This window comes from Corallococcus sp. AB032C (assembly GCF_003668935.1).
Classification (GTDB): Bacteria; Myxococcota; Myxococcia; order Myxococcales; family Myxococcaceae; genus Corallococcus; species Corallococcus exiguus.
In genome coordinates, this window is record NZ_RAWP01000107.1 from 1 (window position 1) to 25,045 (window position 25,045).

Consider the following 25,045-nt stretch of genomic DNA (forward strand, 5'->3'; position numbering starts at 1 on the left):
GAGTGGGGCTCTGCCACCAGAAGACCCCGGCTCCGATGAGGAGCGCGAGCACGACTCCTCCAATGACCACCGCCGACGTCTTCTTCATGGCGCCCCTCCAGGGTGGGCGACTGTAGCAGCAGCGCTGACGCAGGCGCCCCGGGGAGGACCGTCCGGCCGGCCGCGTCAGAGGGGGGCGGCGGAAAAAAACAGGGTCGAACCAAGGTTTTTCGCGGCCGACGTATTGAAGGCGAGGTGGGGATGCTGGGGGCAGAGCCACCAGGGTCCAAGGGCTCGGGACGCAGAGCGGACCGGGCAGAGGGGGAAAGGGTTTCGGGGGTCGATCTTCCGGGACTCAAGGTTTTCGGTAGTCGACGTCTTGAAGGAAAAGCAGGACGGAAGCGGAGCCTTGGGGGCCGCATCCGAGAGGGGGACCCCTCGGGGGAGGGGTTGAGTTACTGGGAGCGCGTCGAGGGGGCGCGCTCCCAGTATTTTTTTGTGCGCTAGAGTCTGGATCCGCGCGGGGGCGCGAGATCGACCGGCCCACGACCTCTGGAGGTTGGACTTGCCCGGCATGAACGCTCCGTCCTCCGAGAAGCCCTGGAGTGAATCCTTCGAGGACTACTTCCGGTGGTCCACGCAGGGGCCGCAGACCGTGTGGATTGACCTGGGTGCCAACCGGCTCGCGCCGATGGCCAGCCACCCCGTGCTCTGGCAGCTGTCCCTCCCCTTGAAGAACCCGATGTCGAACGGGCTCCGGGACAGCGATGAGAAGGACGCGGTGTTCGCGGTGCAGGACGCGCTGGAGGCGTGTTTGCGTCCCCTGGGGCTGCTGCTGGTCGGGCACCTGGTGGCGCAGGGCGCGCAGGTCGTCTGCCTGTATGGCCCGAAGTCCGTCACGGCGGAGCAGGTGCGGCCTCTCGTGCAGGCCCATCAGGGGGCCTATGACGTGGGCGTGGCGCGGACGCGAGACCCCCGCTGGACGGCGTATCTCCGGACGCTCTTCCCGTCGCCCTTGCAGTGGCAGGTGAAGCTGAACCGCCAGCGGGTCGCGCTCCTTCGCGCGGAGGGGGATCTGTTGGACGTGGCCCGGAAGGTGGACCACCGCGCGTACTTCCCGTGGGAGCCACTGGCGAAGGACGTGGAGGCCCGGCTGCGGGACCTGGGGTTCCAGGGCTTCCGGTGGCAGCTCGTTCCCGTGGCCGGACGCATGCCCGGGCTGAGGTACCGCCTGGACTTCCACCGGGTGGACACCGTGGACGATGCGCGGGTGGACGCGGTGGCCGAGGAGATCCACGACATCGTGGAAGCGCACTACGGCACGTATGACGGCTGGGACTGCCTGCTCCTGTCGGAGGACTTCTAGTCAACCGCTGGAGACCACCCGTAACGGTTGTGCGCCTTCTCGGGGGGACTTCGTGGCGCCGGGCAGCTCCAGGACGTGGGCGCCCTCCGCTTCGAACAGTTCGCGCAGCCACGGGTGGCAGGTGAAGGCGATGACCTGGTGGGCTTCCGCCAGCTTCGCGAAGAGCCGCACCGCGCCTCGGGCCCGCTCCGGATCGAAGTTCACCAGCACGTCGTCCGTGATGAGCGGCAGCGCGCCCCGCGTCTCCCCGAAGTCGCGGATGACGGCCAGCCGGAACGCGAGGAACAGCTGCTCGCGCGTGCCCCGGGACAGCTGCTCCGCGCTCCATTCCCTGGCGCCGTCGCTCACCCGCAGCTCTCTCGCGTCCCCGGCCGGGATGAAGACGCGGCGGTAGCGCCCCGCCGTCAGCTCGGAGAACAGCTCGCTCGCCAGTTGGATGACGCGCGGCTGCTGCTCCTCCTCGAACCTGCGGCGCGCCCTTCCGAGCAACGCCAGCGTCAGCCGGTCCGCCGCGTAGCGCGTGGCCAGCTCCGCCGCCTTCGCCCGCAGCGTCTCCTCCTGGATGCGCAGCCGTGACACGCGGTCGTCGTTCTCCCACTGCGACAGCTGCGTCTTCAGGCTGCCCTGCTCCGTGAGCACGGCCTTGTGGCGCTCGCCCTCGGCCTTGTGGCGCTCGCGCAGCGTGGCGAGCTGTTCCTTCAGGCCCGTCTCACCGCCCGCCGCGTGTACCTCCTCGTTCGCCGCGTTCTCACCCAGGCCGGTGAGTGCCTGCACCCGCTGGACGTGCTCGCGCACCCGGGCCGCCAGCTCCGCGTACCTTCGCGCCTGCACCGCGCGGCGGCGGAAGGTGGCCTCGTCCTGGCAGCCGCCTTCCGTGAGCAGCGCCTCCCACGCCTGGTCTTCGTCCAGCGCCAGTTGGTCCAGCCGCGCCTTCTCCGCCAGCAGCTCGCCGCGCTGACCGTCCAGGTGCCGCTGGTCGGCCGCCCGGGAGCGCACCTCCTCCAGCGCCACGGACACCCGCGCGGCCACTGTCTCCGCCTGTCCCGGGGGCATGCCCGCGGCCCGCGCTTCTTGCAGCAGGCGCGTCGTCACCGCGTCGCACGCGGCCTCCGCCACCGTGAACTCCTCTTCGTCCGTGCGCAGGTCCAGCAGCCGCTGCCGCAGCGCCGCGGCGTCGAGCCAGAGCGTCAGCGCCGACGCCGCGGAGAGGGCCTCCGGGAAGCGGCGCGCCACCAGGAACGCCATCCACTCCTCGCGCAGCACCTCCTCGCGCTGGCTCGCGCGCAGCCGTGCCTCCTCCACGCGCTGGTCGTCTCGCACCGCCGTGTCCCAGGCCGTGCGCAGCGTGTCCTCCTCGCGCACCAGCAGCTCGCGCCGCTCGGCCTGCGTCAGCTGCTCCGCGAGCAGCGACTCCTGCGCGGCCAGATCCGACAGCGACGCGCCCGGGGACAGGCCCGCCGCGCCGGAGGCGTTCAACAGCTCCCGCTGGAGCAGTTCCTCGCGCGCGCTCATCGCCGCCTGCGCCGAGCGGAACCGCTCCTCCTCCTGCTGCCGCCAGCGGTGCCGCGCCGCCTGTGCCTCCAGGCTGGCCTTGCGCGCCGTCTCCACGCGGTGGCGCACGAGCAGCAGCAACCCCACCAGCAGCAGGCCGCCCACCGCGCACAGCACGCCCACCGACGGACCCGCGATCCACGCCGCGAGCGCCGCGAACCCCAGCGCCACGAGCGCCGCCGACACCACCCACGACAGCGGCACCAGCGAGCGCAGCGGCACCGCGTCCGTGGGCGCCCGCACGCCGTCCATCTGGCGGCGCTGCTCCAGCCGCTGCTCGGCCAGCCGCTCCAGGTCTCCGCGCACCGCGCGCATCCGTCCCACCGCCGCCTGCCGCTGCCGCACCTGCGCGGGCCGCGCCTCGGGCAGCGCGGTCAGCTCCGCCTGGACCCGCCCCAGCGTCGTCTCCAGTCGCGCCCGTTCCTCGCGCGTGCGCGCCTGCTCCGACTCCGCCTGCGCGAGCGCTGTATCCGCCGCGTCCAGCCTTCCCGCGAGCGACTCCAGTTCTCCGCGCGCCCGCGCGCCCAGGTCCAGCGCGAGCAATCCGCCCGCGTCCACCGCGAGCCCCAGCTCTCCCAGCGACTGCTCCAGCTGCCGCCGCCGCGACGTGAGCGACGCCCTGCGCGCGGGCAGCGAGCGAAGCTGTTCGGAGTGTCCGGAGTACGTGGCCAGCGCGGTGCGCAGGGACTCCGCGCGTTCGCGCACGGGCCAGGGGGCCGCCAGCCGCTCCCGCGCTTCTTCGATGGGCGCGAGCCTTTCGTGCAGCTGTGCCTGCTGGGCGCGGTACGTCTTGCGCCGCTGGAGCACGTCCTCCAGCCGCGTCTCCGCGCCCGGCGGGAAGGTGTCCAGCACCGGCAGCGTGGCCAGCTCCGCCCGGTCGCGTGCGAGCACCGTCAGGTCACTCAGCGCGGACTCCAGCCGCGAGGCGTGGTCCAGCTCATGCTCGGTGTGCTTGCGCGCCACCTCCAGCGCGTGGCCCTCCGCGATGCGCTCCGCCAGCTGGTCGCGCGTGGAGAAGTAGAGCGCGGGCCGGTCTCCTGCTTCGCGCAGCGCCTGCTGCACCTCCTCCAGGTCCTTCATCACGCGGTTCAGCTCGGGCTTCTGCCCGCGCGGTGCGTAAAGCGCATCGGCATCCTTGCGCAGCCGCTCCACCGCCTCCGGCAACTTTCGCGCGCCCTGCATGCCCGCGGCGAACAGCGCCTCCGACACGCCACGCTGCCGCGCGAGCCGCTGGAACGAGGACAGCTCATCCAGGCGGAAGGCGAACACCTCGAAGAACAGCTCGCGCGGCACGTCCGCCAACGCCTGGTCGAGCAGCGTCTCCGGCAGCGGCTGTCCATCCAGGCCGCGCACCGTGAGCGTGCCCTCCGACGCGCGCTTGCCGCCGTGTCGCTGCACCACCAGCGGGCCGGAGGCTGTCTCCAGCCACAGCTCGCCGCCGAAGAGCGCGCCCTCCGGTTCGTAGCGCTCCGGCTGACCGCGCTTCTCGAAGCCGAACAGCACGCCGCGCAGGAACGCCAGCAGCGTGCTCTTGCCCGCCTCGTTGGGGCCGTACAGCAGCGTGAGCCCCGGCCCCGGCGTCCCCGAGTACCCGCGGAAGTGCCCGAAGCCGTCCACCTGGAAGCGGTTGATGCGCAGGCCCGGCTTCATGATGCCTCCTCGTGGAGCTGCTCCACGCCGCGCTGGCCCGCCTGCGCCACCAGCTCCGGCCGGGGCGTCTCCAACGCATCCACGCCCAACCGCTTGAGCCGCTGCCCCAGCGTCGTCAGGTCCTCGTCGTCCCACAGCGACGCGAGCGCCGCGTCGTCATGGGACAGCGCCTGCGCCTCTTCCAGCAGCGTGCCCAGGAAGCCGCCTCCGGAGCGCACCGCCTCCAGGTCCACCTCCGGCCGGCTGCCATCGCGCAGCGACTCCAGCAGCACCGGCGGATGCGCGCGCGCCAGCCGCTCGCGCAGGTCCGACTCCAGCTGCGTCCTCGCTCCCGGCCGCACGAGCTCCCGATGCAGCGGGCCGCGTCCGGCCAGCGTGAGGCGCACCGCGTGCCCGTCGAAGTCCTCCGCGCAGCGTGACTCCACCACCTCCGTGGCCACCGCCTGGAGCATGTCCAGCGACGTGACGCCCGCGAGCGGCACGTCCAGCCGGTGCCAGCGCACGCGGTCCACCGGTACGAAGCGCCTGCGCGCGACGCCGTCCTCCACGTCCACCACCACGCAGCCGCGCTCGCCCGTCTCGTGCACGTGCCGGCCCTGCGGGTTGCCCGGGTACACCGCCACGCCGCCGCCGGGCAGCAGGTGCTCCGCGCGCGTGTGCACGTGGCCCAGGGCCCAGTAGTCCAGTCCTCCCGCCGCCAGGTCCGCGGCGGTGCAGGGCGCGTAGTTCGCGTGGCCCGCGTCGCCGCCCAGGTTCGCGTGCAACAGGCCCACGCTGAAGTGTTCGCCGGTGCGGCGGAACCTCGCGGACAGGTTCTCGCGCACCTCCACGTCCGGATAGGACACGCCCTGCACGTGGCACAGGCGCCGGCCCTCGCGTCGCACCTCCACGTCCTCCCACTCCGGGCCGAACACCTTCACCGACGCGGGCAGACCCAGCGTGCCGGTGTCGCCGCTCAGCGGATCATGGTTGCCGTGCACGATGAAGGTCTGGATGCCCGCGCGGTCCAGCCGCGACAGCTCCGTGCGCAGCGCCAGCCGCGCGCGCACCGAGCGGTCCTTCACGTCGAACAGGTCCCCGGCCAGCAGCAGGAACGTCACGCGCTCGCGCAGGCACACGTCCACGATGCGCGCGAGTGCATGGAAGGTGGACTGCTGGAAGCGCTCCAGGAGCGGGCCGTGCGTGGCCACGCCCCGGAACGGAGTGTCCAGATGGAGATCCGCGGCGTGCACGAAGGAGAAGCGCATCGTGCGGGCACCGTACCCGAGTCCCGCCCTCTCTCCGACTTCCCGCCTCCAGGTGTCACGCGCCGGTGGACACAGGCCATGCCCCCAGGTCCTACGGGGAGTCCACGGGTGAAAATCCGCCACATTGGATGCGCGTCCAGTCCTCTTGCGCTTCGCGCGAAGTCCCGCAAGGGCACCCTGCAATTCGCACGACGCGAGGGCCCGCACCTCTTCGCCAACCTCGCGGGGTTCCTGGAGTCCCGCGCGTTTCGCCCTCGGGTACGACGGCTGCAATCCGGCCCGGCCATGAGACCCGTCACCTCCTGGCTGCCCCACCTCCCATTCCTCCCCGCGCTCGCCGTGCTGTTGCTCGCACCGCGCGCGCATGCGCAGTCCGACGAGCGCCCCGCGCCGCTGGCCTTCGCGGACTTCTCCTGGCTGCCCGGCAACGCGGGCGCCAACGAGAAGCCGCTCAGCTTTGGCCCGTTCACCGGCGAGTTCCGCCTGGATACGGCGTACCACTACAGCTTCAACCGCCCGCAGGACGACACGCTCTCCGGATCCAGTGAGGTGTTCCGCCACGGCGAGGTGCAGGTCACGCAGCTCGGCATCGGCGGGGACTTTCTCTACAAGAACGTCATGGGCCGCTTGATGACCCAGTTCGGCATGTACTCGCAGACCACGCCGCGCAACGACGCGAGCCCTACGCGTGGCCAGTGGAACCTGGACAACGCCTACCGCTACGTCTCCGAGGCCTACGGCGGCTACCACTTCGATGCGCTGCGAGGCATCAACCTGCAGGCCGGCATCTTCATGAGCTACATCGGCTTGTGGAGCTACTACAACGCGGACAACTGGACCTACCAGCCGTCCTACGTGTCGTCGAACACGCCGTGGTTCTTCAACGGCGTGCGCGCTCAAATCTTCGTCAGCGACACGCTCAAGATTGAACCGTGGCTCGTGAACGGCTGGCAGTCGTATGGCCGCTTCAACGACGGCTACGGCGTGGGCGGGCAGGTGCTGTGGCGTCCCACGGGCTGGCTGTCGGTGGTGGGCAATCAGTATTACGGCTCGGACACGCTGGGGAATCCGGGCCGCACGCGCGTGCACACCGACGACAGCGTGATGGTGAAGTACCACGACGCGCCGGGCGGCTTCGTCAGCAAGGCGGCGGCGTCACTCACGTTGGACGCGGGCTGTGAGTTCGGTGGCGGCGTGGACTGCGGGTCGCAGTACTTCCTGGGGTTCATGGCGTACCACCGCGCGTGGTTCCTCCGGGACCGGCTGGCGCTGACCGTGGGCGGTGGCGCCATCACCAACCCCGGGCGCTACCTGGTGCTGCTGCCGCCCATCAACGGGACGACCGCGGCCTCCGGTACGCCGTACTTCACCGCGAACCCGGGCGACCGCTACCGCGCCTGGGACTTCCAGGTGGCCGCGGACGTCATCCCTCAGCCGTTCATCACCTTCCGCGTGGAGTTCAACCACCGCGCCGCCAACGTGCCGTACTTCTCCGGACGCGGAGGCGTCACGCCGCCCGGTGGCAACCAGGGCGCGCCGGGCTCGCTCGTGGACGGCTGGAGCCCCGACCTGGTGAAGACGGAGAACCGCCTCACCGGCGCGTTGATGGTGAAGATTTGAGGAAGGGCGCGGGCGCGCCACCCGGGCACGCCCGCGCCGTCCCGAGGCTCAAGGCCTAGCGGGTGGGCTCGGGGACCGAGCCGGATCCGGTGTTGCCGCCGGTGGTGTCGCCCGAGCCACCGGAGCCCTCCATGCCGGAGCCGCCCGTGCCTGAGTCGTAGCCGGAGCCGCCCGTGCCCGCGTCGTAACCGGCTCCGCCCGTGCCCTGATCCATCGTCGAACCTTCGCCCTGGCTCGGGCTCTGCTCATGCCCCGTGCCCATGCCAGGCTGGGTGCCCTGGGTGCCCTGCGTCCCCTGGGTGCTTCCGGAGCCTCCCGTCCCGCCGCCCATGCTCTCCTGCGAGCGGTCCTTGCTCTGGCACCCGGTCAGGGCCATCGCGCCCGCCACCGCCCCCAGCACCATCCATCGCGTGAAACCCTTCATGCTCGACCCCCGTGTTTGTGTGACGAACCCAAGGCTGGGGGTGGGGCGACGCAGGGACATCGTCCGAGGGCCGCACGCCGCCAGGCCGCCCTCTCCACGTGCCATGGGGCAGGGGCCCGCCGGGCCGCCTGCCTGGACGCAACGGTTCAGGACTCGCGGCGCAGCACGAGCAGCGCGTACTCCAGCCCGCCATCCAGCAGGCCCTGCTGCAACCACAGGTGCTCGCGACGCGACTCGGCGCGCACGGCGTTGAGCGCGGCGCGCAGGCCGTGGGCGTCCGTGGGTGCGCGGGCCAGGTGCTCGTGGACGCGCAGCTCCGAGCTCAGCGTCCAGAAGCCCACCGCTCGCGCGGACACGTCGTCATGCGCCTCCAGCTCCAGGCCCGCCTCGCGCGCGTCGGCGAGGAACGCGTTCACGCTGCCCAGGTGCCGGCTCCACGCGTTCTCGGACGGATGCACGGCGTCGGGCCGCACCCAGAAGCAGTCCGCGATGGCGAGCACGCCGCCGGGCTTGAGCCGGGCGTGCACGCCGCGCAGCCACTCCGCGCGGGGCAGGGCGCAGGTGTTCTCCACGGCGATGACGGCGTCGTAGCACTCGCGGGGCCGGGGCGGCTCGCCCGTACACAGCCGGACCTGCACGTGCGCGCCCATGCCCGCCTCGTGCGCGAAGCGGCGCACCTGTTCCAGGTGCGTGGGCACGGTCACCATCGCCGTCACGCGCGCGCGGTGCTCCTGGGCCCAGTACAGCGCGCTGCCACCCAGGACGCTGCCCACGTCGAGCACCTCGCCTCCGTCCGGGAAGGGGCCCATGGCGCGTGCCAGCTCCACGAGCATCGCCTCCTGCGAGTCCCTCAGCCGCTCGCGCAGCTCCGGCCCCGGTGTGCCGGGCGGAGGCAGCCGGTCCACCAGGCCCGTGTGGCAGTACACGCGGGGGCTCGCACCCTGGTGGGCGAGGCCGCGCGCGGCGAGGGCTTCATGGTAGGCGCGCACGTCGAACAGGGTGAGCAGGGCCGGGTCGCTGGACGGGGCCACCGCTTCATTCGCGGCTCGCCCGCGCGTCAGGGTCGTGGACGGCATCGGGGTGAAGGCGCTGAGGGGCTTCATTGGTACTCCCGGGGCAGCAGGATGCGGAGCAGGGCGCCGCCTCCCGGTCCGTTGTGCCGGTGCAGCAGTCCTCCGCTGGCGCGGAGCAGGCACTCGCTGGTGTAGAGGCCCAGTCCCGTGCCCTGGGACTTGGTCGTGTAGAGCTCCTCCGCGGGCGCGTTGAGGCGCTCCGGAGGGAAGCCGGGTCCGTCGTCCTCGATCTCCACCTCCAGGCGTCCGCTGAGCGGTTCGGTGCGTGCCCGGATGAAGACCCGGGAAGCGCCCTGTTCGCCATTGCCCTCGCATGCGTTGACAACCAGGTTCTCCACCACCCGGCGCAGCGTGAGCGGCCCGCCGCGCAGGAGCGCGCGAGGCGGCCGGGACATCTGCATCTCCACGTGGATGTCCACGTCGGGGAAGCGCAGGGACACCTGGGCCTGTACGGACTCCAGCACCAGCCCCAGGTCCACGGCCTCCGGCTCCGTGCCGGCGAAGCGGCGGCTCTTGGCGCGCACCTCCTTCACCATCTCCTGGAGCTGCCGAAGGCTGTCCTGGAGCTGGCGGGACTGGTCCTCGAAGCCGGTGCGCGCGAGCACGCCGCGCTGCGTGCCGAAGGCCTTCATCATGTCCGCGGCGGTGCCGGCGTCGTGCAGCACCTGGTCCATGCCCTGGTGGTGGCCGAGGATTTCCGCCATGGCTTGCGTGAGGCGGCCCACGTCGCGCTCCTGCTGCTCCACGAGCTGCGCGTGCACGGCGGCGCGCAGGCGGTCCGCGTCCGCGCGGGCCTGGTCGTAGCGCATGGCGAGCGAGCCCAGGTACAGCTGCGCGACCAGCGCCGCGGGCCCCACGACGGCGAGGAGCAGCCCGTTCTGGGAGTGCCACGCCAGGGCGGCCGCGCCCAGGAGGGCCACGAGCGTGCCGACCATGAGGAAGGGCTCGCGCCACGTCACCCGGTAGCGCCGGCCGTGCACCGCGGAGATGCCGATGAGCAGCACGCCGAGGACGAGCGCCCCGCGGGGCGCGGCGAGCGCGGTGAGGCCCGCGAGGAAGAAGTGCTCCAGCGCCAGGCCCGGCAGCCACGCGAGCCAGCTCACGGCACCCACGCGCCGGTGGCGTGCGTGCGCGCAGGCGAAGGCGACGCGGTGGACGGCGCCGGGCAGGAAGCACGCGAGCGCGGGGGTGAAGGGCACGGCGAAGAAGGTGTGGACGCCGGGGGCCCAGGCGACGGCGCCCACGAGCGCGGAGCCTCGGAGGAGGTAGCCCGCGAGGGGGCGCACGCGCAGGGACGCGAGGAGCCGGCCCGAGTCCTGGGCGCGCATCCAGCGGCGGAAGGTCGTCACTCCCTGGCAGGAGGACAGGGGCAGGGCCTTCATGCGCGCGCACCTGTGCCGGACCGCGACAATGCGGCGCGGGCTGGACGGTGCCCGGACGGATGCAGGTCTCCGCGATACGGACGCATGCTGGTCAACCCCCCGGCACCAGGCACAGCCCTCGACACGGGGGAGCAAACGGCAGCGGAGACCTCCCGGTCAAACCCGAGGGCACGTACATTGTTGGCCAGTCCGCCGTCCCTGTCTTCCCGGTCAGGGCGAGTGATGACTCCTGTCCGGAGCAACAGTGCTTGGGAGGACGTGAGGGGCGCGATAGAGGGGCGCACCATGCGTGACAGAATCCAGACGGTGTTGCGGCAGCTGGCTCAGTCTCCCGAGTTGGAAGTGCGGTGGCTGCACACGTTGTCGCTGCTGGAGTTCATTGGGGCGCGGAAGATTTCGCGCACGGTGGCGGACCGGCACCCGTCGCTGGAGGTGCTGGGGCACCTGGCGGACGAGACGCGCCACGCGTTCACGTTCAAGCAGCTGGCCTGTGAGGTGGCGGGCCGCGAGGACGTGACGGAGTTCCTGAGCGTGGGCGCGGCGTCGGCGTGGTTCCAGTCGTTGGACCGGCAGCTGGCGGAGTGGGTGACGGGAGTCACGGGAACGACGGACGTGTACCTGCACTACCTGCTCACCACGTCGGTGGTGGAGCGCCGGGCGATGGTGCTCTATCCGCTCTACAAGGCGGCCACGCGGCACGCGGTGGTGCGCGAGGAGCTGGGGCGCGTGGTGGTGGAGGAGCAGTCCCACCGCCGCGCCATCGAGGACGCGTGCACGGAGCGCCTGACGAAGGTGGGCACGACGCTGGAGCCCGCGCTCGCGCTGGAGGAGCGCCTGTTCGAGACGTTCCTCACCCAGCTGGAGAAGGACGTGGCCCAGGCGCTCGCGGGAGCCCAGGCGGCCTGAGCCGTCACTCCGGCGACGAGTCCTCTTCGCCGTCACCGGCCGCGCTGGACAGCACCAGCTTCCCGCCCGTCCACGTGGCCTGGAGGTTCCTCGCGCGGCGTGCGCGCTTGCGGCTCAGCTCCACGCCCACCGCGTCCAGGCCCAGCGCGTTGGCCACCGCGAGCGCGGTGCCGTGGCCGCAGAATGGATCCACCACCGTTCGCGTGCGCGTCTGCTCCAGGATGAAGCGGCACGCCACCAGGCACGCGTTGAGCCCCATGCCTCGCGTCCACGTCACCTCGCCGGGGTCCGGCAACACGTCCGCCGTGGACTTCGCCGCGTCTGTCTTCAACCCCCGGCTGAAACACAGCAGGTGCGAGTACGCAGGCCTCCCGAACGTCACCGTCCCCGGCGTCCTGCGACACACCACCTTGTGCCAGAGCGTGTCGCACCCCGCGGCCTCCGCCGCCTTCGACACCAGGTAGCCCTTGTCCACCCACGCCCCGTCCTTCTTCACGTCGGACTGGTAGAACACCGCCACCCCGTCCTCCGGCACCCGCGACAACACCTTCGCCGCCGCCCCCACGAACCAGTCCTTCCACTGGGGCACCGTGAGCGAGGGGAACTCGGAGACGTCCGGCATCGACGCCACCATCGAGCACCCCTCCAACACCGGCCGCGCGTCCAGCCACGCGAGCGCGTCCTCGCAGTACACCGTGCGCTTCGCTCCCGTCGTCCCGCTGCGTCCATCCGTCATGACGCACCCGAGTCTGCCGTAAGCGCGCACCCGCTCCCACCCTTCATTCCCTCCCACGCACCTACCCGTCAGGACAGCTCGCTCCTCCGGCCGTCAGGCAACCCCCGAGCATGTGGACGGCCACGCCCCAGTCGTGGCTTGCTACGCTTCCCCTTTAAGCCACGACTTCCAGCAGTTCTCTCCCCCCGGAGGAAGACCCCCCATGCCCACGACGAACGCGACGGACGGTACACCCCTGCACTACCGGGTCCTGGGGGACGGTCCTCGCGACGTGGTGCTGGTGCACGGGTGGATGGTGTCCGGCGCGGTGTGGGACGCGATGCTGGAGCAGCTGGACAGGACCGGCCTGCGCATCATCGTCCCGGACCACCGGGGCACCGGGCAGTCCGGGCGTCCGACGTCGGGGTACACGCTGGCGCAGTACGCGAAGGACGTGCTGGCGGTGGCGGACCACGCGGGCGCGAAGAGCTTCGCGCTGGTGGGCCACAGCATGGGCGGGCAGATCGCGCAGTGGGTGGCGGCGGAGGCTCCCTCGCGCGTCACTGGCCTGGTGCTGGCCAACTCGGTGCCCGCGTCGGGGCTGCCGCTGCCTCCGGACGCGGCCGGGTTGTTCCGTGGCTCCGCGGGGGACCGGGAGAAGCAGAAGACCATCCTGGGCCTGGCCTGCAAGCAGCTGTCGCCGGAGTCGCTGGAGGCCCTGCTGAAGGACTCGGGCGCGGTGTCGAAGGACGCCATCGAGCAGTGCTTCGACTCCTGGACGACGGGCGGCTTCGCGGACCGGCTGTCCGCCATCACCGCGCCCACGCTGGTGGTGGCCACGGATGATCCGTTCCTGCCGCCCGTGTTCCTCAAGCAGGCGGTGGTGGGGCTCATCCGCAACGCGCGGCTGGCGCACCTGCCGGGGCCGGGGCACTACCCCCAGGTGGAGCGTCCGGCGGAGACCGCGGCGCTGCTGGCGTCGTTCCTCGCGGGCAACGCCGCGCAGGCCTGAAGGAGGACATGCCATGGCCTGGGGGATGTCCTTTGATCGCGACGCCGAGCACGACGTCGTCACCGCGAACTTCACCGACTGCATCCTGGTGACGGATGAAGACGTGCAGCGCTGGCGGCGCGACGTGGAAGCGCAGTTCGCCAAGTTCAACGGCCGCGTGGACCTGCTCATCAACCTGGATGGGCTCGTCGTCCGCCACACGGCGGGGCGCACCTTCGGCAAGGTCCGCCGCGAGGTGCTGGAGCGCGGCACGCACCGCTCGTTCCGCTACGGCGGCGACGAGATGACGCTCATGTTCATCAGCACCAGCGGCGTCATCAACGGCGCCGCGGTGAACCACTTCCCCACGCGCGAGGCGGCGCTGGCGGCCCTGCTCGCCGAGCGCGAGAACCTGCGCAAGCGCGGCTTCATGCCGTTCCTGCCGGGCGTCGTGAACTCCAAGCGCTGAAGGCCCACGGGCTATACGCCAGCGAACCACTCGTAGCCGCGGTCCTCCCAGGTGCCCCCCGTGGCCTCCGGGAGGAAGCGCACGGTGGTGAGGTACTTCACCATCTTGTAGCCCAGCTTCACGCCCGAATAGAGGCGCAGCGGCGCGCCGTGGCCGGGGATGAGCGGCGCTCCGTTCATGCCGTACGCGAGCACGGTCTGCGGGTGCAGCGCGCTCGGTGCGTCCCACGACGAGTAGTAGCCCTGGTCGAACGAGCGGAACTCCACGAACCCCGCGCGCGTGTCCGCGCCCACGGCCCGAGCCAGGTCGCGGAGGCTCACGCCGTGCCAGGACGCCACCGCGCTCCAGCCCTCCACGCAGTGGTGGCGGATCCGGGAGTCGGTCCGGGGCAGCCGCTGCAGTTCCTCCAGCGTGAAGGCGCGCGGGCGGGCCACCAGTCCGCCCACCTCCAGCCTCCAGTCAGCGGGGGCCAGGGGCACGGTTTCGGAGAGGAAGTACTGGGGGAAGTCGCCGGGCGGGGTGAGCTGTTCGACGGACTCCTCGGGGGCGAGCCGGGCAGGGTGGAAGAGGGCGGATTGGGCGCGCTCGTTGAAGCGGTCCATCACGCCGAGGAAGCCCGAGCGCGGACGTTGGGAGTCGCACGCGCTGGTGGCGAGCGCGGCGGCGCCCAGGAGGACGCGGCGGCGGGTGAGGATGCGCTCAGACATCGGGCTTCCTCCCGCCGGTGATCATCTCCCCGAAGGTGCGCGGGTGCAGGGCGACGAGGAGGACGTGGCCCACGGTGAAGAACGCGAACAGCGCGAGCAGCAGCAGGTGCACGAAGCGCGCGGGGTCGTAGCCACCGAAGAGCGCCGTGAGCCACTGGAGCTGCACGGGCTTGTAGATGGCGAGTCCGGACAGGACGGACAGCGCGCCCATGAGCAGCGTGGCGGTGTACGCCAGCCGCTGGAGCCCGTTGTAGAGGCCTGTCTGCGCGGGCGCGGGGCGGAGCCGCAGGTAGTACGCGAGCGTGGCCACTGCATCGCGCGTGTCGCGGCGCGGGAGGAACAGGCGGCGGCGCCACTCGCCGCTGAGCGCGAGGTAGAGCACATAGATGAGCCCGTTGAGGGCCAGGAACCAGCCGAACGCGAAGTGCCAGCTCCGCGCCCCCGCAAGCCAGTCCCCCAGGCGCAGCCACGACGGCGGCACGGCGTCCTGGAATGGGTACAGCGCGATGGGCCGCCCGCGAGTCCCCATGCGCGGATACGCGGCGAGGATCTGCAACCCGCTGCCCGCGAGGATGGCGAGCAGCGCCACGTTGGCCCAGTGTGCGAGCCGGATGGGCCAGGGCTGGGGACGGCGGGACTCTGGAGCGTGCACTCGGTGGAATGCAGCACCGCGATGGGGGCTGGGACCATGCGGCGGGAGGGCGGCGCGAACGCTCGGGAGAGGACTTCGCTGTCGAGGTGAGCAGTACAGCGCCGAGCAAGGATTCCCGTAGTACCGGCCCGCGGGTCGCGGGGGATTGGCAGGCATTGGACGGCGCGCCGGACGCACACGGCCCGTGCTCCCCGTGGATTGGACGTGTGGGAATCACCCGGTATCGTTCTCACTCCCGTCCGCCTTCCCCGAGGATGCCGTGACCCTGAAGCCCGCCCGTGCGTTGCACCTCGTGGGGTTGTTGCTGCTGACCACGTTCGGTTGCGTGGAGGAGGAGCCCGCCGTCACGGCGCCGCTGGCCGGTGGTGCGCGGCTCGTGGTCGCGCCGCCCCGGTCCTTGGAGGTCATCTCGGTGACGGCTTCGGTGACGCACGCGTCGGGCGCCACGGAGTCGAAGGCGCTGACGTCCGCGACGGATCCGGATGGCGGCATCGCGTGGTCGGCCGTCGTGAAGCCGGAGTCTCCCGAGGAGGAGCTCCAACTGGCCGTGACCGCCCGGGATTCCACGGAGGCGGGGAGGGCGCCCCTGAGCGTGGATGCCGGGGTGAAGCTGCCGCGATATGGGGAATCGCTCCTGGTCCTGGTGCCCCAGCCCGAGTCCGGCCTGCCGGGGCTGGCCAACCACGCGCCGCGCATCCACGTGGTGCGCGCGCCGCGCTCCATCGTGGCCCCTGGCGACACCGTGGAGCTGAGCGCGGAGGCCAGTGACCTGGACGACGACGAGCTCACCTATGAGTGGAGCGCGACCTCCGGGGGGCTCGACTGCGCGGGCGCGACCTGCGAGTGGACCGCGGCGTTCCCGGCGCTCGATGCCGGCGTCGATCCGGAGTTCGCCCGTGACGCGATGATCCGCCTGCGGGTCATGGATGCCCGCGGCGCGGAGTCCACGCTCCAGTTCCGCATCGGCATGGGCACCACGCGCTCGCCCCCGACGCTGGATGACACGCGGTTCAACCGCGCGCCCGTGGCGTCCGTGGCCGGAGCGCCCCAGCAGGTGATGCTGGGCAATCCCTTCCAGGTCCAGGCGACGGTGACGGACGAGGACGGTGCCGGAGATGTGCTGACGTACGCCTGGAGCGCGACGTGCGAGGGCACCTTCGACAACGTCACCCTGGCCAGGCCCGTCTTCACTCCGACGGCGGAGCCCACGGACTGTGGCTGTCAGTTGAAGGGCGCCGTGACGGACGGCTTCGGTGGAAGCACGCAGCAACTCGTGAACCTGTGCGTGCGGGCGGAGGCGCCGCCGGTCCTGGAGACCACGTCGCAGTCCGCCACGAGCGCGCTCGCGGGCGAACGCGTGCTGTTCGCGGTGGACGCGAAGGATCCGCGCGGTGAGGCGATGACGTTCACCTGGTCGTCGAACATGGGCGCGCTCGGCACGCCGGTGGGGAATGGCGCGACGAGCACGGTGGACTGGACGGAGCTCTCCTGCCTGCCGGCGGACGTGACGCCCACCGTGGAGTTGGTGGTGACGAACGCTTCGGGCGCGAGCACGCGGCACTCCTTCCCCGTGACCTGGATGGGCCGGCGCTGCGGCCCGGGCGAGACCGCCTGCGCCATCACCCTGTCGCCCGGACAGGTGACGCTGCGCGAGGACTGCGTGGTCCAGAGCGCGGTGTTCATCCCGGACGGCTTCACGTTCGACGGGGGCGGTCACACGCTGACCGCGTCCGAGGACGGAGCAGGGGACCACTACAAGGGCGCGGTGCTGCGCAACCGGGGCACGGTGGCGAACGTGCGGTTCGTCACGGTGACGGCGCGCAACCTGTCGGACGTGTGTGACGCGGGCGTGGACCGGCTGCGCGGCATCCTGCTGGAAGACGCGAGCGGCACCATCGAGAACACGGTCGTGGAGGACTTGAACCAGGGCACCATCAGCGGCTGCCAGGAGGGCTTCGCCATCGACGTGCGCAATAGCGTTGCAGGTGCCACGCCGTTGACGGTGGTCATCCGGGGCAACCGGCTGACGGGCTACCAGAAGGTGGGCGTGGTGGTGCAGGGGCGGGTGGCGGTGACGATGGAGGACAACGCCCTCGACGGCCTGGGGCCTACCGGACGGATCTCGCGCACCGGGATCCAGCTCGCGTATGGCGCTTCCGGGCAGGTGGTGGGCAACGAGGTGCAGGGCAACGCGTTCCTGTTCGAGGACCTGCGGTCCGCGGACTACGGCTCCGGCATCCTGGTGGTGGGTGGCTCGTCCTACGGCGTGGGGCGGGAGCTGTGCCACGACCTGCTCATCCAGGACAACGAACTGGTGGGGAACGACGTCGGCGTCAACCTGATCCAGGCGGAGGGCAACGACTATGACCCGCCCGCCGCGCCCCAGAACATCCAGGTGATTGGCAACGAGCTGAGCAAGGAGGACCTGACGAACCAGGTCTACCAGGCCGCCATCTCTGACAACGGAACCGCGAACCTCATCAGCCGCAACCGGATCAGCGGTGACGGGTACAACAGCGAGCTGTACGAGAACGCCATCGGCGTGGACGTGGTGACGCAGGGCGAGGACCGCCAGGTGGGCTTCGCCACTCCGGCGCGGACGCTGGACGTGGACACGTGCTCGGAGGCGCTGGTGGTGCAGGGCTGGGACCTGGTGGGCAACCTGGCCTCGCTGTCCGTGCCGGAGGTGACGCTGGCCGCGTCGGATCCGGGCGCGACCTTCCACCTGCTGCCGGACTGCTCGGATGCGCCCGTGACGGTGGTGAGCCTCAAGAACCCGCAGCGCGAAGGTATTTTCTACATCCGCGCCGCGGCCGCCGGCCCGCTGACCCTCACGGCGACGGGTGACGGCGCCAGCAAGACCCAGGAGCAGACGGTCCGCTGATCCACGCCGTGCGTGCGCGCGGTGGACCGACAGCCGGTCCAGGTGGAGACAGCAGGACCGCCGGATGTTCGCTTCGGCGAAGCGGGCGAGGTAGAGGGGGGCGCGTGTACGGACGGGCGGTCATTTCCTGGGTGGGGCTCTGCCTCCTGTTGCTGCTCCCCGCATGCGCGCCGCGAGCCACGAGGCCGCCCGCGCCCGCCGCGCCTGTCGTGGTGTCCGGAGGCGTCGAGGACCTGGCCCGGCGGTACCTGGACGCCTGGGCGCGCAACGACGTGGCCTCGCAGCGCCAGGGGCTCGTGGACGCGCCCCAGGACTTCGACGCGCAGCACACGCGCTGGAGGCAGGACCTGGGCGTCATCGCCTCGCGCTTCGAACAGGTGGTGATCGAGTCACAGGACGCGACCACGGCGGTGGTGCGGTTCCACGGCGTGCACACGCTGCGCGGACTGGGTGACTGGGACGTCGAGTCCCGTCTGCGCTTCGTGCTCCGGAGCAAGCGCTGGAGCCTGCGCTGGACACCCGAGGTGTTCCATCCCGACGCGCGGCCCGGGGACCGCTTCGGCCGCACGCGGAGCTGGGGCCCTCGCGCCGGGTTGCTCGATGCGAATGGCGATCCGCTCACCATGCCGGGAGAAGTGATTCGCGTCGGTGTGATGCCGGGCCGGGTGAAGGACCGCGCGGCCGTGGCCAGCGTGCTCCAGTCGCAGCTGGGCGTGGACCCCGCGAAGGTGCTCGCCGCGCTGAACGCCGCGAGCGCGCAGCCAGAGCAGTTCCTCGCGTTCATCGACGTGCGCCAGGAGCGCTATCAACAGATTCGTTCCGTGCTCGCGCCGGTGCCCGGCATCTTCTTCCGCAAGAGGCCCGCGCGCCTCAGCCCCGCGGAGGGCTTCGCCGCGCACACGCTGGGCCGCGTGGGCGAGGTGACGGCGGAGGTGCTCCAGGCGCTGGGCATGCCCTACCAGCCGGGCGACGTGGTGGGGCTGTCCGGCCTGGAGCGCGCGCAGGAACGGACGCTGGCGGGACGTCCCACCGGCGAGGTGCGGCTGCAGCGCCGCTTGGGTGGCAGCGAGGTGGTGTACCGCTTCGATGGGGAGCCGGGACGCGATGTCCGCACGACGCTGCGCACGGACGTGCAGGCGGCGGCGGAGGCGGCGCTCGTGGACGTCACCCAGCCCGCCGCGCTGGTCGCGGTGGACACGGCCACGGGCAAGGTGCTGGCGGTGGCCAGCCGGCCGCTCGGGGAGGGGTGGCACCGCGCGCTGATGGGGCGCTACCCCCCGGCCTCCACGTTCAAGCTGGTGACGGCCACGGCGCTTCTCGAAAGCGGCCTGAAGCCGGACTCCCGCGTCGAATGCCCCCTGGAGGTGACGGTGGGCCGCAAGCGCTTCCGCAACTTCGAGTCCGAGGCGCTGGGCGCCACCACGTTGCGGCGGGCGTTCGCGCTGTCGTGCAACACGACGTTCATCCAGCTCGCGTCGAAGCTGGACCCTCGCGTGCTGGAGGACGCGGCCCGGCGCTTCGGCTTCGGGGTGTCCTACGACGTGGGGCTGCCGTCACCGGGCGCCACCTTCCCCCCGCCGAAGGACGACGCCGAGCGCGCGGCGGACGCCATGGGCCAGGGCCGCGTCCTGGTCACGCCGCTGCACATGGCCACCGTCGCGGCGGCGGCGGCCACCGGCGTCTGGCACGCGCCGCGCCTGCTGGTGGATGCGGAGCCAGGTCCGGAGGCGCGGCTGGGCCCGGGCACGTCGGTCATGCTCCGCGACCTGATGCGCGCGGTGGTGACGGACGGCACGGCGAAGTCCGCCGCCAGCATCCCGGGCCTCCTGGGCAAGACGGGCACGGCGGAGTTCGGCATGTCCGTGCCGCCCGAAACCCACGCGTGGTTCGTCGGCGTGCGCGACGGCATTGGCTTCGCGGTGTTCGTGGAGGGCGGCGGCGTGGGAGGCCGCGTCGCCCTGCCGGTCGCGGTCCGTTTCCTCCAGGCCCTGGACGCGGCCTCGGTCCTCTCCTTCAAGAAGGACGACGGCGCCAGCTAGGGCACGGGGCCGTCCCTCCGAGCGCCGCGCCCCTTCGCGCGCTGGCGGCTGGTCACCCCGGAGGACACTGTCCACGTTGCGGGGATGGGCGCCGAACGCTTGAGCGGCCGGGGCACCGGGCCCGTGGCGCACCCCCAGCGCCGCTCCGGCGCGCGGCGAGGGCCGACACCGAAGCGCGAAGGGCCACCCGCCTGGAGCGAGCCGGTGGAGTCCCTCCTCGCCCGGCTGGGCAGCACCTCCCAGGGACTGGCCGGACAGGAAGCCGGCGAGCGGCTCGAGTCCCTGGGCCCCAACGAACTGGAGTCCCGGCGCCGCCGGCCGCTCCCCTTGGAGCTGCTGCTGCGGCTGGGCAACCCGCTGGTGCTGGTGCTGCTGGTGGCGTGCGGCATCTCGGCCGTCGTCCACGACCTGACCAGCTCCGCCATCATCGCCGTCATCGTGTTGATCAGCGTGACGCTGGACTTCGTCCAGGAGCACCGCGCCAGCGACGCGGCGGAGCGCCTGCGCGGCGCCGTGGCCCTGCGTGCCCGGGTGCTGCGCGACGGCGTGGAGCAGACGCGGCCCGCCACGGAGCTCGTCCCCGGAGACGTGGTCCTGCTGGCCACCGGCAGCCGCGTGCCCGCGGACGCGCGCCTCCTGGAGTCACATGCGCTGTCCGTGAACGAATCGCTGCTCACCGGCGAGCCCTACCCCGCGGAGAAGGCGCCGGGCCTCGCGCCCGCGGACGCACCGCTCGCGGAGGTGGGCAACACCGTCTTCGCCGGGACGTCGGTGCTGGGAGGCACGGCCCGCGCGCTCGTGTTCGCCACTGGCCGCGACACCGAGGTCGGCGGCATCGCCCGGGGACTGGACGCGCCCGTCGCCTCCACCGCCTTCGAACGGGACACGCGCCGCTTCTCCGTGATGCTGATGCGGCTCACGGTATTGATGGTCCTGTTCGTGCTCCTGGTGAACCTGATCCTGGAGCGTCCGCTGCTGGAGTCCTTCCTCTTCGCCATGGCCCTGGCGGTGGGGCTCACGCCGGAGCTGCTGCCCATGGTGGTCTCGGTGACGCTCGCCCGGGGCGCCCTGCGGCTCGCGGACCAGGACGTCATCGTCAAGCGGCTGAGCGCGGTGCACGACCTGGGCTGCATGGACGTGCTGTGCACCGACAAGACGGGCACGCTCACGGAGGCGAACATCCGGCTGGAGCGCACCGAGGACGCCGCCTCCCAGCACAGCGAGCGCACCCTCGCGTGGGCCTTCCTCAACAGCCACTTCGCCACCGGCCTGCGCAGCCCCATGGACGAGGCCATCCTGGCCCGGCGCGTGGCGTGCACGGAGGGCTGGCGGAAGCAGGACGAGCTGCCCTTCGACTTCGAGCGCCGCCGCGTGTCCGTGCTGCTGGAGAAGGACGGCCGCCGCGTCCTGGTGGTGAAGGGCGCGCCGGAGGCCCTGCTGTCCCGATGTGAATCGCTCGAGGCGGCGGACGGGACAGCGCAGGCCCTGGACGCGGACGCGCGGGAGTGCCTGAAAGCCCGCGCCGATGCCTTGAGCGAGCAGGGCTTCCGGGTGCTGGGGCTCGCCTGGCGCGACGTCCCGTCACAGGACGGGCCGCTGTCCCAGGAGGATGAGACGGACCTCGTCTTCGCGGGCTTCGCCTCCTTCCTGGATCCGCCCAAGCAGAGCTCCCGGCCCGCGCTGGTGGCGCTGGGCGAGGCGGGCATCGAGGTCAAGGTGGTGACGGGCGACAACGCGCGGGTGGCGGTGCACGTCTGCCAGTCGCTGGGGCTGGAGGTGCGGGGCGTGCTCACCGGCGCGGAGGTGGCGCTGCTGGACGACCCGGGCCTGCGCGCGCGGGCGGAGGACACCACCATCTTCGCGCGCGTGTCCCCCTCGCAGAAGAGCCGCATCCTGCGCGCGCTGAGGCAGCGCGGCCACGTGGTGGGCTACCTGGGGGACGGCATCAACGACGCGCCTTCGCTGCACGAGGCGGACGTGGGCATCTCCGTCTCGGGCGCGGTGGACGTCGCGCGCGAGGCCGCGGCGCTCCTGCTGCTGCGCCCGGAGCTGGGCGTCCTGCACGACGGCGTCCTGGAGGGGAGGCGCACCTTCGGCAACGTCATGAAGTACATCCGCATGGGGACCAGCTCCAACTTCGGCAACATGCTGAGCATGGCCCTGGCGTCGCTGGTGCTGCCGTTCCTGCCCATGCTGCCCATCCAGATCCTCCTCAACAACATGCTGTACGACGTGTCGGAGCTGGCCATCCCGCTGGACACGGTGGACTCGGAGCAGCTCGCGCGGCCCCCCCGCTGGGACATGCGCTTCGTGCGCCTCTACATGGCGGTGTTCGGCACGCTCAGCTCGCTCTTCGACGCGGCGACGTTCACGGTGCTGCTGCACGGCTTCCGTGCCGACGCGACGCTCTTCCAGACGGGCTGGTTCATGGAGTCGCTGACCACGCAGGTGCTGGTCATCTTCATCATCCGCACCCGGGGTAACGCTCCGCGCAGCCCCCCCGCGCGGCTCCTGGTGCTGTCGTCGCTGGGCGTGGTGGCGGTGGCCTGCGTGCTGCCCTTCACGCCGCTGGGGCACGTCTTCGGCTTCGTGCCGCCGCAGCCCGCCCTCCTCGCGTCGCTGGTGGCGCTGGTGGCGCTGTACCTGGGCTGCGCGGTGGTGCTCAACCGTTGGTTCTTCCGCCGCTTCGACACCGCCTGAACTCCTCCCCGGGGGCATGAAAGCGCGCCGTGACGGACACCTGTCCCGCCCGCGTGTCCGGTAGCGAGCCGTGGAGGCCCACGGCCCGCCGGAGCGCCGCGCAGGGCGGGGACAATCCCGGCCGAGTGGCCCCGGTCATGCGCGGGCCACGGAAGAAACGGGGGCGGCGGTGCACGCACGGCAGGACGAAGCCGGGAGCTCCTCCCGCGACCGGTTCGCTCACGCCTTCGTGGGCGCGCTCATCCGCCATCGCCGCGTCATCCTCGCGCTCGCGGCGGTGCTCACCGCGGTGGGGGGCGCGCTGACGGTCGCCCTCTACGGAGACCTGCGCAGCGAGGTGGAGGAGCTGCTGCCGTCCTCCGCGCCCAGCGTGGTGGCCGCCCGCGTCCTCGGTCCCCGGCTGTACGACGTCAACCACCTGTCCGTGGTGCTGGAGGGGAAGGACCCGGAGGCCCTGCGGCGCTTCGCGGACGCGCTCGCGGCCCGGCTGCGCGCGCTGCCCCCGTCCCAGGTGCGCCAGGTGGAATACCGCGCGGACGCGGAGCTGGACTACGTGCGCCGCTTCGGCCTCTTCTACCTCTCCGTCGACCAGCTCCAGTCGCTCCTCCAGCGCGTCCGGGCGCGGCTCCAATGGGAGCAGCGCCACGCGAACCCCTTCATGGTGGACCTGGTGGGCGACGACACGCCTCCGTCGCTGGACCTGCCGTCCCTGGCCGGGAGCGCGGGAGGCGGGGCGCTCGCGACCGTGGAGCGCTTCAAGAGCGGCTACTTCCAGAGCGCGGATGGCCAGCGGCTGGTGATGCTCGTCCGTCCACCGGAGGCCACCACCGGCTATGCCTTCAACCGCGCGCTGCGGGAGCGCGTGGAGGCGGAGGCGAAGGCCCTGGCGGCCGGCTTCCCCAACGCCCCGGCGCGCATCGGGTTCGACGGCGAGGTCGCCACGATGGCCGAGGAGCAGGCGTCGCTGCGGGAGGACCTGGCCGTCTCCGGCACGCTGGTGCTGCTGGGCGTGTCGACGGTGCTGTGGCTGTACTTCCGCCGCTGGCGGGCGCTGGTGGCCATCACCGGCTCGCTGGCCGTGGGGTGCGCCGTCACCTTCGGCCTGGCCCAGCTGCTCATCAGCTACCTCAACGCGAACACGGCGTTCCTCGGCTCCATCGTCGTGGGCAATGGCATCAACGCGGCCATCATCTTCATGGCCCGCTACCTGGAGGAGCGCCGCGCGGGGCTGACCCTGGACGCGGCGCTGCCCCGGGCCTGGGCGGCGACGCTCGTGCCCACCTTCGTGGCGTCCTTCGCGGCGGGGCTGGCGTACCTGTCGCTGTCGGTGACGCACTTCCGGGGGTTCAACCAGTTCGGCGTCATCGGCGGGCTGGGGATGGCGCTGTGCTGGGCCTCCACCTACGTCATGTTGCCTCCGCTGCTCGCCGCGCTGGAGGGGCGGCGCCCCATGGACTTCTCCAACGTCCGGGGCGCGGCGCGGCTGACGTCGGTGCTGGCCCGCGCCGTGGAGCACCGCCGGCGCGTCATCCAGGGCACCGCGCTGGCCCTGCTCGTGGCGTCGCTCGTGGCCGTCGTGACGTACCCGGGGCCCCTGGTGGAGGCGGACTTCAACAAGCTGCGCGCGCGCGAAAGCCAGCGAAGGGGTTCCCTCTACTGGGGCCAGCAGGTGGACGCGGTCTTCCAGACCTACCTCACGCCCATCGCCATCGTCGCGGACACGCCCCAGGACCTCCAGCGGGTCGTCACGGCGCTGGACGCGCGGCAGCGGGCCTTCGGCGCCGACGCTCCACTGGGCGAGGTGCGCACCGCGGAGACGCTGCTGCCGCGGGACGTGGACGCGAAGCTGCCGCTCGTGCACGAGCTGCGGCGGCTGCTGCCAGAAGACCGGGTGGCGAGGCTATCCCCCTCGGACCGCGACGAGGCCTCCCGCTTCCTGCCCCCCGCGGACGCGCGTCCTCCCACGTGGGAGGACGTGCCCGCCGTGCTCCGGCAGCCGCTCACCGAGCGGGACGGCACCGTGGGGCGTGTCGCGCTCGCCTACCCCCGGCACGTGGGCACCATCGACGCGACGTACGGGCGCCAGCTCACGGACCTGGTCCGGGACGCCATCCAGGACGCGGGCGTGCCCGCGCTGGCCACGGGGCGCCCGCTGCTCATCGTGGACATCAACGACTCCGTCCTGCACGACGGGCCCCGGGCCACGCTGCTCGCGCTCCTCGCGGTGACGCTGCTGGTGTTCGGCGTCGTGCGGCAGCCGGTGTTCGCGGGGACGGTGCTGCTGGGACTGCTGATGGGGGTGGCGTGGCTGGTGGGGCTGGCCGCGGCGCTGCGGCTGCGGCTGAACTTCCTCAACTTCGTGGTGCTGCCCATCACCTTCGGCATCGGCGTGGACTACGCGGCGAACCTGGTGCTGCGCTACCGGCAGGAGGGGCCGGGGTCGTTCACGCGGGTGATGGACGACACGGGGGGCGCGGTGGCGCTGTGCTCCTCCACGACCATCATCGGCTACGCGTCGCTCATCTTCTCCGACAACCAGGCCCTGGCGGGCTTCGGCCTGCTGGCGACCCTGGGCGAGGTGGCGTGCCTCGCCGCCGGATTGTGGGCCCTGCCCGCGTTCTTCTTCGCGCCCTCGCTCCCCCCGAAAGCCGCCCGGACGCAATCGCCCCACGTCTGAGCCGTGTGTAGGC

17 protein-coding genes are annotated in these 25,045 nt (G+C 72.0%); 9 read left to right on the forward strand and 8 right to left on the reverse strand.

What is annotated here, in order from left to right:
* Positions 1-553: 553 nt before the first annotated feature.
* Positions 554-1,345 carry a DUF695 domain-containing protein gene (locus tag D7X99_RS33790; protein WP_121781354.1) on the forward strand — a complete coding sequence of 264 codons (792 nt, stop codon included), beginning with the start codon at positions 554-556 and terminating at the stop codon, positions 1,343-1,345.
* Here D7X99_RS33790 and D7X99_RS44545 read toward each other — a convergent pair whose 3' ends face one another.
* Together D7X99_RS44545 and D7X99_RS33800 are read right to left on the reverse strand one after the other, a co-directional pair.
* Positions 1,346-4,546 carry an AAA family ATPase gene (locus tag D7X99_RS44545; protein ID WP_121781355.1) on the reverse strand — a complete coding sequence of 1,067 codons (3,201 nt, stop codon included), beginning with the start codon at positions 4,544-4,546 and terminating at the stop codon, positions 1,346-1,348.
* Positions 4,543-5,793: a DNA repair exonuclease gene (locus D7X99_RS33800; protein ID WP_121781356.1), complete on the reverse strand. Its 1,251-nt coding sequence runs from the start codon at positions 5,791-5,793 to the stop codon at positions 4,543-4,545. The genes D7X99_RS44545 and D7X99_RS33800 overlap by 4 nt, the downstream gene beginning before the upstream one ends.
* A 285-nt stretch (positions 5,794-6,078) precedes the next feature.
* Between D7X99_RS33800 and D7X99_RS33805 the strand changes: the two genes are divergently transcribed.
* Entirely contained in the window at positions 6,079-7,413 is a 1,335-nt protein-coding gene (locus D7X99_RS33805) for an outer membrane beta-barrel protein (protein ID WP_121781357.1), read from the forward strand.
* Between the two features lie 55 nt (positions 7,414-7,468).
* Here D7X99_RS33805 and D7X99_RS33810 read toward each other — a convergent pair whose 3' ends face one another.
* The 3 genes from D7X99_RS33810 to D7X99_RS33820 form a co-directional block, all read right to left on the reverse strand.
* Positions 7,469-7,837 (reverse strand): hypothetical protein, encoded by a 369-nt coding sequence (locus D7X99_RS33810; protein WP_199756401.1) that lies wholly within the window; start codon positions 7,835-7,837, stop codon positions 7,469-7,471.
* Between the two features lie 146 nt (positions 7,838-7,983).
* Positions 7,984-8,940 carry a cyclopropane-fatty-acyl-phospholipid synthase family protein gene (locus tag D7X99_RS33815; protein WP_121781358.1) on the reverse strand — a complete coding sequence of 319 codons (957 nt, stop codon included), beginning with the start codon at positions 8,938-8,940 and terminating at the stop codon, positions 7,984-7,986.
* Positions 8,937-10,292, reverse strand: coding sequence for a sensor histidine kinase (locus D7X99_RS33820; RefSeq protein ID WP_121781359.1), 1,356 nt, complete (start codon positions 10,290-10,292; stop codon positions 8,937-8,939). Before D7X99_RS33820 ends, D7X99_RS33815 begins: the two co-directional genes overlap by 4 nt.
* A 285-nt stretch (positions 10,293-10,577) precedes the next feature.
* Between D7X99_RS33820 and D7X99_RS33825 the strand changes: the two genes are divergently transcribed.
* The gene (locus D7X99_RS33825) at positions 10,578-11,198 is read left to right on the forward strand and encodes a hypothetical protein (RefSeq protein WP_120580532.1); all 621 of its coding nucleotides are present in this window, start codon (positions 10,578-10,580) and stop codon (positions 11,196-11,198) included.
* 4 nt (positions 11,199-11,202) lie between these two features.
* On the opposite strand, the gene D7X99_RS33830 is transcribed toward D7X99_RS33825, so the two are convergent.
* Positions 11,203-11,934: an SAM-dependent methyltransferase gene (locus D7X99_RS33830; protein ID WP_121781360.1), complete on the reverse strand. Its 732-nt coding sequence runs from the start codon at positions 11,932-11,934 to the stop codon at positions 11,203-11,205.
* Between the two features lie 202 nt (positions 11,935-12,136).
* On the opposite strand from D7X99_RS33830, the gene D7X99_RS33835 reads away from it, so the two are divergent.
* A complete protein-coding gene (locus tag D7X99_RS33835; protein WP_121781361.1) occupies positions 12,137-12,925 on the forward strand; it encodes an alpha/beta fold hydrolase in 789 nt (262 codons plus the stop codon).
* Between the two features lie 13 nt (positions 12,926-12,938).
* The gene (locus D7X99_RS33840; protein ID WP_121781362.1) at positions 12,939-13,373 is read left to right on the forward strand and encodes a hypothetical protein; all 435 of its coding nucleotides are present in this window, start codon (positions 12,939-12,941) and stop codon (positions 13,371-13,373) included.
* An 11-nt stretch (positions 13,374-13,384) separates the two neighbouring features.
* Here D7X99_RS33840 and D7X99_RS33845 read toward each other — a convergent pair whose 3' ends face one another.
* Both D7X99_RS33845 and D7X99_RS33850 read right to left on the reverse strand, forming a co-directional pair.
* A complete protein-coding gene (locus D7X99_RS33845) occupies positions 13,385-14,080 on the reverse strand; it encodes a molybdopterin-dependent oxidoreductase (RefSeq protein ID WP_121781363.1) in 696 nt (231 codons plus the stop codon).
* On the reverse strand, positions 14,073-14,732 hold the full coding sequence (locus D7X99_RS33850) for a cytochrome b/b6 domain-containing protein (protein WP_121781364.1): 660 nt from the start codon (positions 14,730-14,732) through the stop codon (positions 14,073-14,075). The genes D7X99_RS33845 and D7X99_RS33850 overlap by 8 nt, the downstream gene beginning before the upstream one ends.
* 259 nt (positions 14,733-14,991) lie before the next feature.
* On the opposite strand from D7X99_RS33850, the gene D7X99_RS33855 reads away from it, so the two are divergent.
* From D7X99_RS33855 to D7X99_RS33870, 4 genes are all read left to right on the forward strand, one after another.
* Positions 14,992-17,616 (forward strand): right-handed parallel beta-helix repeat-containing protein, encoded by a 2,625-nt coding sequence (locus tag D7X99_RS33855; RefSeq protein ID WP_147476341.1) that lies wholly within the window; start codon positions 14,992-14,994, stop codon positions 17,614-17,616.
* Positions 17,617-17,720: 104 nt separating this feature from the next.
* Positions 17,721-19,655 (forward strand): penicillin-binding transpeptidase domain-containing protein, encoded by a 1,935-nt coding sequence (locus D7X99_RS33860; protein WP_121781366.1) that lies wholly within the window; start codon positions 17,721-17,723, stop codon positions 19,653-19,655.
* Positions 19,656-19,739: 84 nt separating this feature from the next.
* The gene (gene mgtA / locus D7X99_RS33865; protein WP_121781367.1) at positions 19,740-22,355 is read left to right on the forward strand and encodes a magnesium-translocating P-type ATPase; all 2,616 of its coding nucleotides are present in this window, start codon (positions 19,740-19,742) and stop codon (positions 22,353-22,355) included.
* A 169-nt stretch (positions 22,356-22,524) separates the two neighbouring features.
* The gene (locus tag D7X99_RS33870) at positions 22,525-25,032 is read left to right on the forward strand and encodes an RND family transporter (RefSeq protein ID WP_121781368.1); all 2,508 of its coding nucleotides are present in this window, start codon (positions 22,525-22,527) and stop codon (positions 25,030-25,032) included.
* Positions 25,033-25,045: the final 13 nt, after the last annotated feature.